14 protein-coding genes are annotated in these 15,571 nt (G+C 70.0%); 3 read left to right on the plus strand and 11 right to left on the minus strand.

The genetic code is table 11. The features are described 5' to 3' along the window. Window positions 1–2: 2 nt before the first annotated feature. Window positions 3–806 (minus strand): carbohydrate ABC transporter permease, encoded by an 804-nt coding sequence (locus AC3EO4_RS09725; RefSeq protein ID WP_431894934.1) that lies wholly within the window; start codon window positions 804–806, stop codon window positions 3–5. A gap of 122 nt (window positions 807–928) precedes the next feature. Between AC3EO4_RS09725 and AC3EO4_RS09730 the strand changes: the two genes are divergently transcribed. Next, window positions 929–2,023, plus strand: a complete 1,095-nt coding sequence (locus AC3EO4_RS09730) for an RNA-guided endonuclease InsQ/TnpB family protein (RefSeq protein WP_431894936.1) — start codon at window positions 929–931, stop codon at window positions 2,021–2,023. Window positions 2,024–2,144: 121 nt separating this feature from the next. Here the strand turns inward: AC3EO4_RS09730 and AC3EO4_RS09735 are convergent, their stop codons facing one another. From AC3EO4_RS09735 to AC3EO4_RS09780, 10 genes are all read right to left on the minus strand, one after another. Continuing rightward, window positions 2,145–3,086, minus strand: a complete 942-nt coding sequence (locus AC3EO4_RS09735) for a carbohydrate ABC transporter permease (RefSeq protein WP_379575048.1) — start codon at window positions 3,084–3,086, stop codon at window positions 2,145–2,147. Continuing rightward, window positions 3,083–4,174, minus strand: coding sequence for an ABC transporter ATP-binding protein (locus AC3EO4_RS09740; RefSeq protein WP_431894938.1), 1,092 nt, complete (start codon window positions 4,172–4,174; stop codon window positions 3,083–3,085). Before AC3EO4_RS09740 ends, AC3EO4_RS09735 begins: the two co-directional genes overlap by 4 nt. Then, window positions 4,167–5,231 carry an ABC transporter ATP-binding protein gene (locus AC3EO4_RS09745; protein WP_379575046.1) on the minus strand — a complete coding sequence of 355 codons (1,065 nt, stop codon included), beginning with the start codon at window positions 5,229–5,231 and terminating at the stop codon, window positions 4,167–4,169. Before AC3EO4_RS09745 ends, AC3EO4_RS09740 begins: the two co-directional genes overlap by 8 nt. Before the next feature lie 136 nt (window positions 5,232–5,367). Further along, window positions 5,368–6,429, minus strand: a complete 1,062-nt coding sequence (locus AC3EO4_RS09750; protein WP_431894940.1) for a 2-hydroxyacid dehydrogenase — start codon at window positions 6,427–6,429, stop codon at window positions 5,368–5,370. Then, a complete protein-coding gene (locus AC3EO4_RS09755) occupies window positions 6,426–7,043 on the minus strand; it encodes a histidine phosphatase family protein (RefSeq protein ID WP_431894942.1) in 618 nt (205 codons plus the stop codon). Before AC3EO4_RS09755 ends, AC3EO4_RS09750 begins: the two co-directional genes overlap by 4 nt. Beyond that, entirely contained in the window at window positions 7,040–8,557 is a 1,518-nt protein-coding gene (locus AC3EO4_RS09760) for an FGGY-family carbohydrate kinase (protein ID WP_379575043.1), read from the minus strand. Before AC3EO4_RS09760 ends, AC3EO4_RS09755 begins: the two co-directional genes overlap by 4 nt. After that, window positions 8,554–9,990 (minus strand): FGGY family carbohydrate kinase, encoded by a 1,437-nt coding sequence (locus AC3EO4_RS09765; RefSeq protein ID WP_431894944.1) that lies wholly within the window; start codon window positions 9,988–9,990, stop codon window positions 8,554–8,556. The genes AC3EO4_RS09760 and AC3EO4_RS09765 overlap by 4 nt, the downstream gene beginning before the upstream one ends. Window positions 9,991–9,996: 6 nt before the next feature. Continuing rightward, a complete protein-coding gene (locus AC3EO4_RS09770; protein ID WP_379575041.1) occupies window positions 9,997–11,262 on the minus strand; it encodes a sugar ABC transporter permease in 1,266 nt (421 codons plus the stop codon). A 132-nt stretch (window positions 11,263–11,394) separates the two neighbouring features. Next, window positions 11,395–12,162 carry an ATP-binding cassette domain-containing protein gene (locus AC3EO4_RS09775; RefSeq protein WP_379575040.1) on the minus strand — a complete coding sequence of 256 codons (768 nt, stop codon included), beginning with the start codon at window positions 12,160–12,162 and terminating at the stop codon, window positions 11,395–11,397. Continuing rightward, window positions 12,163–13,227, minus strand: a complete 1,065-nt coding sequence (locus AC3EO4_RS09780) for a substrate-binding domain-containing protein (protein ID WP_379575039.1) — start codon at window positions 13,225–13,227, stop codon at window positions 12,163–12,165. Window positions 13,228–13,419: 192 nt separating this feature from the next. Here AC3EO4_RS09780 and AC3EO4_RS09785 point away from each other — a divergent pair, with 192 nt between their 5' ends. Beyond that, window positions 13,420–14,205, plus strand: a complete 786-nt coding sequence (locus AC3EO4_RS09785; RefSeq protein ID WP_379575038.1) for a DeoR/GlpR family DNA-binding transcription regulator — start codon at window positions 13,420–13,422, stop codon at window positions 14,203–14,205. A gap of 147 nt (window positions 14,206–14,352) precedes the next feature. Continuing rightward, complete coding sequence (locus AC3EO4_RS09790) at window positions 14,353–15,570, plus strand: hypothetical protein (RefSeq protein WP_379575037.1); 1,218 nt, start codon at window positions 14,353–14,355, stop codon at window positions 15,568–15,570. Window position 15,571 lies beyond the last annotated feature (1 nt).

Genomic DNA, 15,571 nt, shown 5'->3' on the forward strand with positions numbered 1-15,571 from the left:
GGTCAGACCCTCCCCATGGAGAAGCCCTTGGCGATGTAGTTCCGCACGAACCAGATGACGATCGCCCCAGGGATGATCGTCAGCACGCCCGCCGCCGCCAGCAGTCCCCAGTCGACACCCGCCGCGCTCACCGTCCGCGTCATCGTCGCGGCGATGGGCTTGGCGTCGACCGAGGTGATGGTCCTGGCGATGAGCAACTCGACCCAGCTGAACATGAAGCAGAAGAAGGCGGTGACGCCGATCGCCGAGCGGATCATCGGCAGGAAGATGCGGACGAAGAAACGCTGCAGCGAATAGCCGTCGATGGCCGCCGTCTCGTCGATCTCGCGCGGAATCCCCGACATGAATCCTTCGAGGATCCATACCGCCAGCGGCACGTTGAAAAGCATGTGCGCGATGGCGACGCCGAGATGCGTGTCGAACAGTCCCACGCTCTGGTAGATCTGGAAGAACGGCAGCAGGAAAACGGCGGGCGGCGCCATTCTGTTCGTCAGCAGCCAGAAGAACAGGTGTTTGTCACCGGCGAATCTGAAACGCGAGAAGGCGTACGCCGCGGGCAACGCCACGACCAGCGACATGACCGCGTTCATGGAGGTGTAGAGGATCGAGTTGAGATAACTCGAATACCACACCGAGTCGGTGAAGAACGTCTCGTAGTTCTCCAGCGTCACTCTCTGCGGAATGAGCGAGAAACTGCCGAGAATGTCCTCGTTGGGTCTGATGGACATGCCGAACATCCACAGCAGCGGCAGCATGAGAGTGGCGGCGTAGAGCCAGAACACGGCGCGCGCCCATGGCAGCCTCATCGAAACTCCTGAAGTGTGAAGACGCTCGGGTTCATCCGTGAGGATGAAACGCGGCCTGGGGCCACAGGTTCTGGATCGAACACACAAGCGAGGAATGCCGATCTGTCGCTAGGCTGTGCGATGTGGCGCAGATCATGAAGCGGGCGTTCAAGTACCGCTTCTACCCGACCCCCGAACAGGCCAGAGAGCTTGTCCGGACGTTCGGCTGCGTCCGGCTCGTCTACAACAGGGCGTTGGAGGAGCGCACCCGCGTCTACACGCTGGAAGGCCGCCGGGTCTCCTACGAGCAGGACTCGGCCGTGCTGACGCAGTGGAAACGCACCGAGGATTTGGGCTTCCTCGCCGAGGTGTCCTCGGTCCCGCTGCGGCATCTTCAGGCGGCGTTCGCGAACTTCTTCGCCAAACGCGCCAAGTACCCCGCCTTCAAGTCCCGTAAGAAGTCGCGGCTGTCGGCGGAGTACACCCGCTCCGCCTTGACCTGGCGGGACGGTCAGCTCACCCTGGCCAAGATGAACGCCCCGCTGAACATCGTGTGGTCGCGCCCCATGCCGGAGGGCGCGCGGCCGTCCACGGTGACGGTGTCGAAGGACGCGGCGGGCCGCTGGTTCGTGTCCATCTTCTGCGAGGACTCGATCCGGCCGCTCGATCCCGTGGCACAGTCGGTCGGGCTGGACGCGGGCATCACCGCGCTGGTGACGCTGTCCACCGGAGAGAAGATCGTCAACCCTCGGCATGAGCGGGCCGACCGGCGCAAGCTGGCCAAGGCCCAGCGAGGGCTCGCTCGGAAGGAGACGGGCTCGGCCAACCGGGCCAAGGCCAGGGTGAAGGTGGCCCGCGTGTATGCGCGGATCGCCGACCGCCGCCGCGACCAGCTGCACAAGCTGTCGACTCGACTCGTCCGTGAGAACCAAACGGTCGTGATCGAAGACCTCACCGTGCGCAACATGGTCAAGAACCACCGGCTGGCCCGCGCCATCTCGGATGCGTCCTGGCGGGAGCTGCGGAGCATGCTGGAGTACAAGACGGCCTGGTACGGGCGGGAACTGGTCGTGATCGACCGCTGGTTCCCCTCCTCCAAGCTGTGCTCGGCCTGCGGGACCTTGCAAGACTGGATGCCGTTGAACGTCCGGGAGTGGGTGTGCGCCTGCGGCGCATCCCATGATCGGGACGTGAACGCGGCCAGGAACATCCTCGCGGCCGGGCCGGCCGAGAGGTGAAACGCCTGTGGAGCTGATGTAAGACCTCAAGAGGAGACCTCCTCGGCGGGCAATCGGCGGTGAAGCAGGAAACCCGACCCGCGAGGGTTGGAATCCCTCGGCTTCAGCCGCAGGGAGGAGGTCAACTCCCGCTCCTTGTCAGCACGGTGAAGAAGACGTACGAGATGATCTGGACGATGAGGAAGTAGAGCAACGAGAACGCGCCTGCGGGCCCGAGGTCGAACTGTCCGACGGCGATCTTCGACAGCAGGATGCTGAGGAAGGAGGTGGCGTTGCCAGGACCGCCACCGGTCACCACGAACGGCTCGGTGAAGATCATGAAGCTGTCCATGAATCGCAGCAGGATCGCGATGGTCAGCACGCCGCGCAGGCGCGGCAGCTGGATGTGGCGGAAGGTCGCCCACGCGGAGGCGGCGTCGATCTGCGCGGCCTGGAAGTAGGGGTCGGGGATGGAACGCAGGCCCGCGTAGGCCAGCAGCACCACCAGCGGCGTCCAGTGCCAGACGTCCATGACCAGGACGGTGATCCAGGCGTCGGTGGAGTCGAGGGTGTAGTTGAAACCGATGCCGAGGACGTTGTTGATCGTCCAGCCGCCCAGTCCGATGTCGCCGCGGGCGAAGATCTGCCAGATGGTGCCGACCACGTTCCAGGGGATGAGCAGCGGCAGCGCGACGACGACCAGTGCCACCGACACCCAGAAGCCGCGGCGCGGCATGCACACCGCGATCGCCACGCCGAGCGGGATCTCCACCAGCAGCACCTGGGCCGAGAACAGCAGCGTCCGCACGAAGGCGGCGCGGACCTCGGGGTCGCGGGAGACGGACCTGAACCAGTCGAGGCCCACGAAGATCCGGTCGGTGGGGGTGAAGATGTCCTGCACGGAGAAGTTGACCACGGTCATCAGCGGGATCACCGCGGTGAACGCGACCGACACCACGACGGGGAGCACGAGCAACCACGCGCGGTTGTTCTTCGGCTTCAGGTCGGCCCGCCTGCCCCTGTCCTCCTCGGGCGGGGCGCTCGCCTGCGCCGTCACGGGGCCGTCGGCCACCTGGCTGCTCACGCTTCCCGCCTCCCTTCGAGCGGCGCGATCGACCCGCACCTGAACTCGTCCCTGAACAGGAACGCCGCATCGGCGAAGTGGAAGAACGCGGTCGTGCCCGGCGAGTACGCCGAGTCCGCGTCCATCTTCGCCACCAGCTCGTGACCGCCGGCCTCGGCGTGGACCAGGTGGTAGGCGCCCATGCGGTCCACTCCCGTGATCCTCGCCTGCAGGCCCGGCGGGTCATGGGCGGCGGTGATCCGTACGAACTCGGGCCTGACACCGACGTTCACGGGACCCGGAGGCAACTCGCCCACGGCCCTGCCGACCACGGCCTCGCCGACCATGACCAGCCCGTCCGCCGTCTCGGCCGGCAGCACGTTCATGCCGGGCGATCCGATGAAGTGGCCGACGAACTCGTGCGCGGGCGACAGGAACAGCTCGGCGGGCGTGCCCGACTGGACGATCTCCCCGTCCTTGAGCACGACCACCTCGTCGGCGAACGTCAGCGCCTCGGTCTGGTCGTGGGTGACGTAGACGAGCGTGTGCCCGGTGTCGCGGTGGATCTCCTTCAGTTTGCTGCGCAGCGTCCACTTCAGCGCGGGGTCGATCACCGTGAGGGGCTCGTCGAGCAGGACCGCCGCGACCTCCGGACGGACCAACCCGCGGCCGAGGCTGACGATCTGCTGCCTGCCCGGGTCCAGCCTGCGCGACCTGCGGCCGAGCTGGTCGTCGAGCCCCAGCAGCCGCGACACGGTGCGCACCCGCTGATCGACCTCCGCCTTCGGGTACCTGCGGTTGCGCAGCGGGAAGGCGAGGTTGTCGTAGACGGACATCTCCTCGTACAGGACGGGGAACTGGAAGACCTGCGCGATGTTACGGCCGGCCGTCGGCACCGAGGTCACCTCGCGCTCGCCGAACCAGATCCGTCCCACGGTCGGTGAGAGCAGGCCGGAGATGATGTTCAGGAGCGTGGTCTTGCCGCAGCCGCTCGGCCCGAGCAGCGCGTACGCCCTGCCGTCGCGCCAGGTCCAGGTCAGCGGCTTGAGCGCCCACGTCCGGCCGCCGTCGTAGCTGTGCCCGACACCTTCGAGGCGGATGTCAGCCATGCAGATCGACCTCCGTCGCCGAGCCCGCCAGCAGACCGCCGTCCGCCTCGTCGAAGACCAGGACGTGGGACGGGTCGACGTAGGCGGTCGCCCGCTCGCCGGGGGTGAACACGCGTGTGCCCTTCAACTGGGCGACGAGATGCCGCTCCCCCGGCAGCAGCAGGTGCAGGAACGTGGCGCTGCCCGTCACCTCGGCCAACCTGATCTCCGCGGGGAAGGCGAGCGCGTCAGGCCCCGCGCTCTCGATGCTCACCTGGTGCGGGCGCACGCCGAGCACGACGCGCTGGCCGGGGGCGTGCGCTCGGGGGGCGGGGAGGGAGGCGCCCATGCACTCGATCCAGCCGTCGCGCACGAGCCCTGGCAGGAGGTTCAGCGGCGGGTCGCTGAGCGTGGCGGCGACGGCCAGCGTCGGCGGCCTGTCGTACATGTCGGCCACGTCGCCGGTGTGCAGGACCTTTCCCCTGCCGAGGACCACGGTCGGCGCGGCGAAGCCGAGCGCCTCGGCGGGATCGGCGGTGGAGTAGACGACCACGCTCGGCGACCCCGCGAACATGCTCCTGAGGTCGCCCCTGAGCTGCTCCCTGAGCTTGTAGTCGAGGTTGGCCAGCGGCTCGTCCAGCAGGAGCACGTCGACCGGCCTGGCCAGCGCCCTGGCGATGGCGGTGCGCTGCTGCTGGCCGCCCGACAGCTCCGCGGGCCTGCGGCCGAGCAGGCCACCGATGCCCATGAGCTCGGCCACCTCGCGCACCCTGCGCTCGACGTTCTCCTTCGGAAAGGCGGGATCGAGCCGGAGCGGAGAGGCGATGTTCTCGTGGACCGTCAGCGACGGATAGTTAATGAATTGCTGGTAGACGAAGGCCACCGAGCGCTTTCGCACCGAAATGGCGGCCACGTCTTTTCCATTGACAATGACCCGACCCGTGGTGGGGGGTTGCAGACCGGCCATGACGCGCATCAGCGTCGTCTTGCCCGCGCCCAATGGTCCGATGAGGACCGTCATGCCGCTGGATAATTCCAGGTCAATGCCGTCGAGCCAGATCTCGTCACGTCGTCGCACGCCAACACCGTCAAGAACCAGCGCCATCCTGCCCGGTCCTCTCTCCCGGTGCGTGATCGTTTACCGCGGTGGCTCTTCCATCTAACATGACAAGTCAGTGCGTGCCTAGAGTAAATGTCTGGTACGAATTCCGTCGTTAACGGAGCCGGAATACCTCCGGGTTCGCACAGTGGGCGAGCGACTCTCCGCGCAGGTGGCGGCCCACGTCGGCGGCCACGATGCGGGCGGCCTTCTGTGCTGTCTCCTTGCTCGCCCCGGCCAGGTGCGGGGTCATCACCACGTTCGGCGCGGTGAGCAGCCGCGAGTCCTTCGGCAGCGGCTCCTCGGGGAAGACGTCGAACGCCGCACCGAACAGGTGCCCTGACTCCAGTGCGTCGCACACCGCCTCGTAGTCGACCAGGCCGCCGCGCGCGCAGTTGACCAGCACCGAGCCCTCGGGCATGGCGGCGAGCTGCGCGGCGCCGATCATGCCGCTGGTCTCGGGGGTGGCACGGGCGTGCAGCGAGACCACCGTCGAGCGCGACAGCAGCTCGTCCAGGGAGGAGACCCGCTCGGCGTACCCGTCGTCGGCCGCGTAGGGGTCGAACACCAGGACCCGTGCCCCGAACCCGGCCAGCATCCTGGCCACCTTGCCGCCGATCGCGCCGTAACCGACCAGGCCGACGGTGCCGCCGTCCAGTTCGGGGCCGACGCTGTCGTAGGTGTAGTAGTCGCCGCGCCACACGCCGGACATGAGCTCGCCGTGGGTGGAGGGGATACGGCGGACCGTGGCGAGGATCATGCCGAGCGTGTGCTCGGCCGTGGCGGTGGCGTTGCGTCCCGGCGCGAACGTGACGGCCACGCCGTGCGCGGTGGCGGCCTCCAGGTTGGCGTTGACGGGGCCGCCTCTGCTCACGCAGAACAGGCGCAGGTCGGGGCAGGCGGCGAGCACCCGCTCGGTCAGCGGGGCCATCTGGGTGACACAGATCTCGACCCCGCGCAGCGCCCCGATCAGCTCGTCCTCGCTGCCCGACGCCTCGCGCACCTCGGCGACGGGGCCGAACGGCTCGACCGGCCACGGCAGGGTCAGCTCGGCGATGTCCAGCTCGGGAAGGCGCGCGTCCGCGCGATCCCCCGCGACGTCGAGCTCTCGCAGGGCGTCGACGAACAGCCGGTTCAGGACGAAGTGGTCGCCTGCGGCGAGGATGCGGACGGTCATGACGGGGCTCCGGGAAGGGGCGAGTTGAACTCGAGGACGGCGGTGCGGTCCTCGTGCAGGCTGATCTCGGTGAGCGCGCAGTTGCGCAGGAAGGGGAACAGCCGCCGGTACTCCCGCAGCGGCACCCCGATGAGCCGGCACAGCGCGAGCCTGATGACCGTCGTGTGCGCGACGACCAGGACCCGCTCGCCGGGATGCTCGGCGGCGATGTCGCGCAGGCACTCGGTGAAACGCGCGGCCGCCTTGACCGGGTCCTCTCCTCCAGGCAGGTGATGGGCGACGGGGTCGGCGCGGAAGTCCTCGCGTGCCCGAGGGAAGCGCTGGTTCATCTCGGCGGCGGTGAGGCCCTCCGCCTCACCGAAGGCCAGCTCGCGCAGCCGCTCGTCGGTGCGCAACGGCGCGCCGACCGCCTGCGCGCACGGCTCGGCGGTGCGCATGGACCTGGACAGGGTGGAGGCCCACACGCTCGACAGTCCCGCCTCTCCCGCCCATCCTGCCAGCCAGTCGGCCTGCCGTACGCCCAAGGGGGTCAGCGCGATGTCGCTGATCCCCGCGTAGCGGTTCTCGGCGTGCCACACCGACTCTCCATGACGGACCAGGACCAGGCGGGTCATCGGTTTGTCCTTTCGTGTGCGTGGGCGGCGACCGCCGTGGGCAGCCAACGGCGGCGGGCCAGCTCGTCGATCAGGCGCAGGTAGGCGTCGTCGAATCGTCCTGAGGAGCCGGGTCTCGGGTCGATCCTGTCGCGCACGCGTACCATCTCCGCGGCGACGTCGGCGATCGGGCGCCCCTGCGAGGCGGCCAGGACAGCCATGCCGAGGGCGGGCTCGGCGTTCTCCGGGAGCGTCACCTGGCGGCCGAGCACGCCGGCGCGCAGCTCGCACCAGTAGGCGCTCCTCGTCGCGCCGCCGGTCAAGATGAGCGGCCCGTCGACGGGCGCTCCCAGCAGGTCGAGGTAGTCGAAGCAGAGCCGTTCGACGAACGCGACACCCTGCAGGAGGGCGGCGAAGTGCTCGGCCTCGCCGGCGACCTCGCCGAGCAGGAAGCCCCTGGCCTGCGGTGCGACGAAGGGGAAGCGTTCGCCCGGGGAGACGAGCGGGTAGGCGACGGGGCCCGCCGGCTCGTGCGCTGCGGCTCGGGTGGTCAGGTCGTCGAGGTCGCGGCCGGGGAAGTCGCGGGCGATCACGCCCGAGCCCGTGCTGGACGCGCCGCCCGGCAGCCAGTCGCCGTCCGGCGCCTTGTGGGAGTAGACGGCGCCGAGCGGGTCCATGACCAGGTCGCGGGTCACTCCCTTGATCACCAGGGTGGTGCCGAGGACCGAGTTCCAGCTGCCCGGCGTCAGCGCGCCGGCGCCGAGCTGGGCGGCGCAGCCGTCGGTGGCGCCCGCGATCACCGGCGTGCCCTCGGGCAGGCCGCTGACCCGCGCCGCGGCGGCGCAGACCTGGCCGATCACCGTTCCCGACCGCACCAGCGGCGGCAGCACCTCGGAGGGAACGCCGAGCGCGTCGAACACACCGGCGGGCCAGGTCTCGTCGATGAGGTGGGCGCCGGTCTTGAGCGCGCTGCTCAGATCCGTCGGCACCGCGTGTCCCGTCAGCCGGGTGTTGACGAAGTCGCTCTGGTGCAGGAGGCGAACGCCGTGTGCTCGCGGAACGGCGTGCCACCGCTGTCCGTCGCGCCTTCCGTCCGGGTCGCGGACGCCGAACTCCTTGAGCAGCCACAGCAGTTTCGGCAGCGCCCACGCGGCCTGCATGCGCTGGTAGCCGAGCCTGGCCCAGACCGCCGCCCCGGCGTCGTTGATCCGTTCGACCTCGTCCGCGGCGCGGGTGTCGTCGTACATCAGGCCGCGGGTGAGCGGGCGGCCTCCGGCGTCGGCGAGCAGGACGGTGCCGGAGGTGGCGTCCACCGCCACGCCGCGCACGGCACCGTCGGGCACCTCGCTCAGCGCTTCGGCGCACGCCGCCGTGGCGGCGCTCCACCACTGCTCGGGGTCCTGCTCGTGCCGCACTCCTTCGCGGCTGCTGGTCAGCCTGCGCATGCCCATGCCCACGACCTCGCCCGAACCGGTGACGGCGAGCGCCCTGACGCTCTGCGTGCCGAGGTCCAGGCCGACCCACACCTCGTTCACTTCTTCCCCCAGGTGGCCGCCACGCTCTGCCTGACCTCGAGGAACCGGTCGAAGAGCTCGTCGTACGGCCCCTCCGCGGGCTCGAGCGCCGGCCGTACACGGGCCGGGGGGATCCCGGTCAGCGTGCCCGTGGCCAGCCCGCCCAGGACGTAGGCGCCCCTGGCGCCCGCCTCGGCGTCGGCCGAGCGCAGCACCGGCAGTCCGACGACGTCGGCGATGAGCTGCGACCACACCTCGCTTGCCGCGCCGCCGCCGCAGACCCTCAGCTCGGTCGGCCTGACGAGGGAGGCGGTGAGGCAGTCCCTGATGACCATGGTGAGTCCTTCGAGCACCGCGCGGGCCAGGTGCTCGCGGCGGTGCTCGAAGGACAGGCCGGCGAAGGCGCCCCGCGCGGAGGGGGCGAGGAACGGCGCGCGCTCGCCTGCGGGAGAAAGGTAGGGAAGGAACACCAGCCCTCCTGCGCCCTCCGGCGCCCTGGTGGCCAGCTCGCCCAGCTCGTCGGGTCCGCGCAGGCCGAGCATCTCGCACGCCCACCCGATCACCTCGCCGCCGGCGAGCGTGGGGAAGGCCCGCAACCGCAGGCCGGGGAGCCCGAGGGCCACGGTCAGCCCCGACGCCCGCTCGCCCAGCGAGACGGAGTCGGTGACGATCTCCGTGCACAGAGTCGTGCCGAGGATCGTGCAGGCCTGGCCAGGGCTGACCGCGCCCACGCCGACCGCGGTCGAGGCGATGTCGTAGGAGGACATGACGACGGGGGTGCCGAGGGGCAGGCCGAGCCCGTCCGCGGTCAGCGGGGCGGCACGGCCGTCGTCGTCCAGCAGAGCGGGCAGCAGGCGCGCGGCCCACTCCAGGTCGTAGAGGGCCAGTAGTTCGGCCGAGTAGCGCCCGGTGGCCAGGTCGGCGAACGGGGTGGAGGCGTCGGAGCTGTCGGCGGCGATCCGGCCGGTGAGCTTGGCGAAGACCCAGCCGCCGCAGGTGAGCGCGGCGGCGGAGCGTTCCACCCGGCCGGGGTCGTGGGCGCGCAGCCACGCGAGGATGGCGTTGGGCAGCCCCGCGAAGGCAAGGGAGCCGTTCAGGCGGAAGGCCTCCTCCAGCACACCGCCCGCGGTCCACTCGGCCACGAAGGCGGCGGCGCGCCCGTCGTTCCAGAGGATGGCGGGGCCCGTGGGCTCGCCCGCCTCGTCGACCAGCCAGCAGCCGTCCCCTTGGGCGGTGACGGCCACGTAGTCGACGGGGGCGTCCATCTCGGCCACGACCTCGCGCACGCACGCGGCGACCGCCTCCCACACCGAGGTCATGTCCTGTTCGGCCCAGCCGGGGCGGGGCCGGGCCACGGTGGTGGCCCTGCGTGCCACCACCGTCTCCGCGCCCGCCTCGTCGTACCCGACCGCTTTGATCATCGTGGTGCCCGCGTCGACGCAGACGACTGCCATGTGCCCCTATGCCCTTCCGTGGGAGGCCCGCGACCTGCGCGCCACCGAGTCCACGGCCACGGCCAACAGGAGGACCGCGCCGGTGACCATGAAGCGGAAGGAGGAGTCGAGGTTGAGCAGCGTGAGCCCGCTGGAGATGGACTGGATGACCACGATGCCCAGGAGGGCGGCGAACGCCGTACCCCTGCCGCCGAACAGGCTCGTGCCGCCGATGACCGCGGCCGCGATGGCGTTGAGGTTCACGTCGCCGCCGCCGCTGCTCTGGTTGACGGCCGCCAGCCTGGCGGCGGCCAGCACACCGCCGACGGCGGCGAGCGTCGTGCACAGGACGAAGGCCGAGGTGTAGACGGCCTTCACGTTGATGCCCGCGCGTCGGGCCGCCTCGGCGTTGCCGCCGACCGCGTAGATCGACTTGCCGAACCTGGTGCGGGCGAGCACGTAGTGGGCCACCAGCACCAGCGCGAGGAACAGGACGAACATCCAGCCGACGCCCCTGGTCTGGTTGAGATACCACACCACGACGCCGAGCCCCACGAGCACCAGCGCGCTGCGCGCGATCAGGAGCCGGGTCGAGGTGGCCGACAGCGATGCCTGCCTGCGCCGCCTGGCATGGGCGTAGCCGCTGGCGAACAGCCCGGCGGCGGCCACGGCGACGAACACGTAGGACAGCCACGCGGGCACGAAGGCGAGCTGTGCGAAGGAGACCAGGCCCGAGTCGAACGGCAGGTTGATCGAGCCCTTCGCGCCGAGCACCCACAGCTGCACGCCGAGCAGGCCGAGCAGGCCGGCCATGGTGATGACGAAGCTCGGCACGCCGAACCTGTTGAACACCTGCCCGTAGATCCAGCCGATCGCGCAGCCGAGCACGATCGCGCTCAGGATGGCCAGCCACGCGGGCAGGCCTCGGTCCACGAACAGCACCGCCATCACGGCGGAGGTCAGGCCGCTGACCGAGCCGACCGACAGATCGATCTGGCCGACCAGCAGCACGACGACCACGCCGAGCGCGATGATGCCGACGGGCGCGCACTCCAGCGTGAGGTTCACCAGGTTGACGCTGGACAGGAAGATCGGGTTGAGCGCCTGGAAGACCGACCAGATGACGATCAGGCCGATGACGACGGGCAGCACGCCCAGGTCGCCGCCGCGGATCCGGTCGAGCAGGCCCTCGGCCACGCCGCGCAGGCCCTGTCTGCCGATCAGGCGTTCGTCCCGCAGGTCGGTGGGCGTCTCGAGGTCGGTCTGCTTGATGACCTCACTCCTGTCGGTCATGAGTCCTCCTTCGTCGGCCTCATGACCAAGGTGCTGTGTCCATTGATGACCTCGACAAGCTCGGTCACGAGTCCTCCTTCGTCGGCCTCATGACCAAGGTGCTGTGTCTGTTGATGACCTCGACAAGCTCGGTCACGGGCGAAGCCTCTCCTGCGATTGCGCACGGCGCGTCACCACGTTGTCGGTGGCTCCGGTGATCGCCGCGACGATGTCCTCCTGGGACACCTCGCCGACGGCGAAGGTCCCGTTGTTACGGCCGAGCCGCAGTACCGCCACCTTGTCGGCGACGGCCTTCACGTCGGCCATGTTGTGGCTGATCATGATCACGCCGAGCCCGCGGTCGCGCAGCCGTTCGATCAGGTTCAGCACCTCGGCGGTCTGCGCGACGCCCAGCGCGGCGGTCGGCTCGTCCAGGATGACCACCTTGGGGTCGGCCAGCAGCGACCTGGCGATCGCGACGGTCTGCCGCTGGCCGCCGGACAGCGAGGCGACGGGGGTGCGCACCGAGGGGATCTTCGCGGAGAGCTGGCGGAGCAGCTCCCACGAGCGCACCTCCATGGCCACGTCGTCGAGGCGCAGCGCCCGCATTTCCTGGCCGAGGAAGAGGTTCTCGATCACGTTCAGGTTCTCGCACAGCGCCAGGTCCTGGAAGACCGTCGCGATGCCGAGCCTGTGGGCGTCGGCGGGGCTGGAGATGTCCACCGCGGCCGACTCGAACGAGATCGTGCCCGAGTCGGCGGCGTGGACGCCTGAGAGGATCTTGACCAGGGTGGACTTGCCCGCGCCGTTGTCGCCGACGATCGCGACGACCTCACCCGAGTCGATGTCCAGCTCGATCCCGGTGAGCGCGGCGACGGCGCCGAACGTCTTGGTGATCCCGCGCAGCGACAGGATGCTCATCTACTTGATCCCGAGCTTGTCGCAGGCGGCCTTGTAGGCGTCGGTGCAGACGTCGGCGACCTTGAGCGCGCCGTCGGGGCCGAGCAGTTCCTTCTGCACGTTCTCCTTCGTGACGACCGTGGGGGTGAACAGCTCCGACGGGGTGTCGAACAGCGTGGTCTTCGCGGCGGGCTTCTTGCCCTGGGCGAAGTCGTTCGCGATCACGGCGGCGGCCTCTGCGACGATCTTGATCGGCTTGGAGATCGTGTTGTACTGGTCGCCGCTGATGATCCGCTGCACCGCGGCGAGCTCGGCGTCGTTGCCGCTGACCGGCGGGACGGGGGTGTCGGCTGCCTTGAACGCGGCGATCGCGCCGCCGCCTGTGCCGTCGTTGGCGGCGACCACGCCGGCGATCTGGCCGGGGAACTGGGCGATCTGGCCGCTGACCCACTCCTGGGCCTTGTTCGGCTGCCAGCCGGGTGTGTCGTACTCGGCCAGGAGCTTGAGGCCGCTGGCGTCGACCGAGGTGTGGATGCCCTTCTTGATCAGGCCGGCGGCGGCGTCGGTGGGTGAGCCGTTCACCACGAGCAGGCCGCCCTTGGCGCCCTTGTTGTTCACCTCGTCCACCAGGGACTTGGCGATGAGCGAGCCGATCTTCTCGTTGTCGAAGGAGACGTAGTAGTCCGCCTTGGCCGCGGGGATCGGCCTGTCGTAGGCGATGACGGGCACCTTCTGCGCCTGCGCGGACTGCACGATCGTGGCGGCGGCCGCCGAGTCGACGGGGTCGATCACGATCGCCTTGACGCCCTGGGCCAGCGCGGAGTTGGCCTGCTGCTGCTGCTTGGCCGCGTCGGCGCCCGCGTTCTGGTACAGCACCTCGCAGGTGGGGCAGAGCTCCTTCATCTTCGCCTTGAACAGCGGCGCGTCGTAGAGCTCGTAGCGGGTCGAGGCGATGTCGGGCATGAGGAAGGCGATCTTCGCGCCCTGGGCTGAGGCGCTCTCGCCCTGGCCTGCCGACGTGGCGGTGGACGAACAGGCGGTGGCCGCCGCCAGCGCGACCACCACCGCGAGGGGAAACCTCTTCATGACTGCTCCTTGGCTCATCGACGAGAGGTCGTCGATGTGAGGAACGAAACACCCAGGCGCCCAAACATGTCAAGAGTCTGATAACTCCAACAGCATAGAGTGTGAGAATTTCCGCGACTCTCTCGACAAACCACCCCATGAAGGAGTGTTATCTTTAGCACCGACTTCACACTGATCGGGAGGCGACACAACGTGGCAGACGGCGATCCGGCCCCGAATCCCAGGGAACGCCGCGACCAGATCCGCCAGTTCGTGGCCAGCGAGGGCTTCGTCCGCATGGAGCAGCTCGCCGAAGCCCACGGCGTCAGCCTCATGACCATCCACCGCGACCTCGACGTGCTGCAGAGCGAGGGCTGGTTGCGCAAGGTCCGCGGCGGCGCGACGGCGCAGCCGTCGGCGCTCTACCACGGCGACGTGCGCCACCGCATGCAGGCGATGGCCGAGGCCAAGCGCAGGCTCGCGGAGGAGGCGGTGAAGCTGGTCGAGCCAGGGTCGTCCGTCATGATCGACGAGAGCACGACAGGGCTCGCGGTGGCCGGGCTGCTGCCCGCCAAGGGGCCGGTGACCGTGATCTCCAACTTCCTCGCCGTGGTCAACCTGCTGGCGGGCGAGGCGGCCGTCGACCTCATCGGGCTCGGCGGCGCCTACTACCCCGCCTACGACGCCTTCCTCGGGATGCGCACGACCGAGGCGATCAGGTCGTTGCACGCCGACGTGCTGTTCATGTCGACGACGGCGGTGACCAACGGGCACTGCTACCACCAGTCGCAGGAGACGGTGGCGGTCAAGCGGGCGCTCATGGAGTCGGCAGGACGGCGGGTGCTGCTCATCGACCACAGCAAGTTCAGCAAGCGAGGTCTGCACCAGCTCGCGCCGCTCACCTCGTTCGACCTGGTCATCGTGGACGCCGACACTCCCGATTCCGACCTCGCGCCGCTGCGCGCGGCGGGCGTGCCGCTCCGCGTCGCCGCCCCCTGACGAGATCTTCTCGGTCGTGCCCGCGATGCGGGCCCCGGTCGCCGGTACGGCGGCCGTGTGGCCCGCGGCGCGGCCGGCGAACGGATGGTGCCGGGCGGACGGCAGCCGAGGATTTTCTGTCGGAGGTGATCTCTATGGTTCCCAGCCATGACGCAGGACACAGCAACCCCCGCGGCGGCGTGGGAGGAGATCCGCGACCTCATCGACGCAGGTGAAGCCGACCCGCTCGTGCGACGGCTGCTCACGCTCGACGGCGAGGAGCGCAAGCTGGTCGCCGGGCGGCTGCGCGGCCACATCACGGTCATGCGGGCGCGCTCCGAGGCCAGGGAGAGCGCCCTATGGGCCACGGACGACTGGGACGAGTGGGACGGGTCCGACCAGCCGTGGGAGAGGTGGCCCGACCTGGTACGGCTGGCGGGCGCGGGCACGATCAGTGCCGTCTCGGCCGTGGCGTCCTGGGTGACCAGGCGTGACCTGTCCCGCCCGCGGCCGTTCTCGGGCCGCGGCGGCTTCGGGGATCCCGCTCCCCTCCTCCGCCTGATCAGCGCCAGGCCCGCCGCGTGGCAGGCCGAGCTGGCCGTACGGCTGGCCAGAAAGGTGAAGGGCCCCCGCGACGGGGGCGTCCCGCTCGCGCTGGCGCTGCTGCGCAGCACGGGTGCCCCGCCGCCCGAGCACGATCCGCTGGTCGTGGCGTGGGTGTCGGAGGGGGCGCGGCCACGTCCCGATCCGCTGCTGCCCGTGCTCGTGCCGAGGCTGTTCGAGGCCGAGGGTGTCGGCCGCGTCCTGCGCCACGAGCGCATCGAGCCGCTCTCACCGTGGCTGCGCAGGCTGCGCCGGCTGGGCGACAGGGAGCTGCTGCTCGACGGGTGCGTGCGGCGCTTCCTGCGCGGCGGCAGCGCGCAGGACCTGCGCTTCTTCGTCCGCCTGCACGAGCTGATCGCGCCTTCCGAGGCGGAGGTCGCCAGGCGCGGCCGCGACTATCTGCGCCTGTTGCCGGCCGCGCCTGGTCCTGTCGCCGAGCTGGCGCTGCGGCATCTGCGGCGGCTGGAGGCGCACGAGCCCCGCGACGTGGTGGAGGCCGTCGAGGCGCTGGTGTTCAGGTCCGAGGTCACGCTCGCGCGCACCGGCCTGACCTGGCTGGACCAGAGCGTGCGGCAGGCCGCGATCCACCCCGGCGAGATCGTCCCCGCGCTGGTCTCAGCCTTCCACCACGCCTCCTACGAGGTGCAGGGCCGCGCCGCCCAGCTCGCCCTCAAGCACGCCGACCGGTTCGGTCCCCCGGACGCCGAGCGGATCAGGGAGGCGATCCCCGCCCTTCCGGCCGCGCTCGGCGGGCGGCTGGCCGCGCGCTTCGGCCGTCCCTGAC

This window comes from Nonomuraea sp. bgisy101 (genome assembly GCF_057708945.1).

What these genes read in the sequence shown, in the direction of transcription:
- AC3EO4_RS09750 (WP_431894940.1), bottom strand. Translation starts at nt 6,429, where the DNA reads ATGACCGTCCGCATCCTCGCCGCAGGCGACCACTTCGTCCTGAACCGG.
- AC3EO4_RS09740 (WP_431894938.1), bottom strand. Translation starts at nt 4,174, where the DNA reads ATGGCTGACATCCGCCTCGAAGGTGTCGGGCACAGCTACGACGGCGGC.
- AC3EO4_RS09775 (WP_379575040.1), bottom strand. Translation starts at nt 12,162, where the DNA reads ATGAGCATCCTGTCGCTGCGCGGGATCACCAAGACGTTCGGCGCCGTC.
- AC3EO4_RS09770 (WP_379575041.1), bottom strand. Translation starts at nt 11,262, where the DNA reads ATGACCGACAGGAGTGAGGTCATCAAGCAGACCGACCTCGAGACGCCC.
- AC3EO4_RS09755 (WP_431894942.1), bottom strand. Translation starts at nt 7,043, where the DNA reads ATGACCCGCCTGGTCCTGGTCCGTCATGGAGAGTCGGTGTGGCACGCC.
- AC3EO4_RS09780 (WP_379575039.1), bottom strand. Translation starts at nt 13,227, where the DNA reads ATGAAGAGGTTTCCCCTCGCGGTGGTGGTCGCGCTGGCGGCGGCCACC.
- AC3EO4_RS09725 (WP_431894934.1), bottom strand. Translation starts at nt 806, where the DNA reads ATGAGGCTGCCATGGGCGCGCGCCGTGTTCTGGCTCTACGCCGCCACT.
- AC3EO4_RS09790 (WP_379575037.1), top strand. Translation starts at nt 14,353, where the DNA reads ATGACGCAGGACACAGCAACCCCCGCGGCGGCGTGGGAGGAGATCCGC.
- AC3EO4_RS09765 (WP_431894944.1), bottom strand. Translation starts at nt 9,990, where the DNA reads ATGGCAGTCGTCTGCGTCGACGCGGGCACCACGATGATCAAAGCGGTC.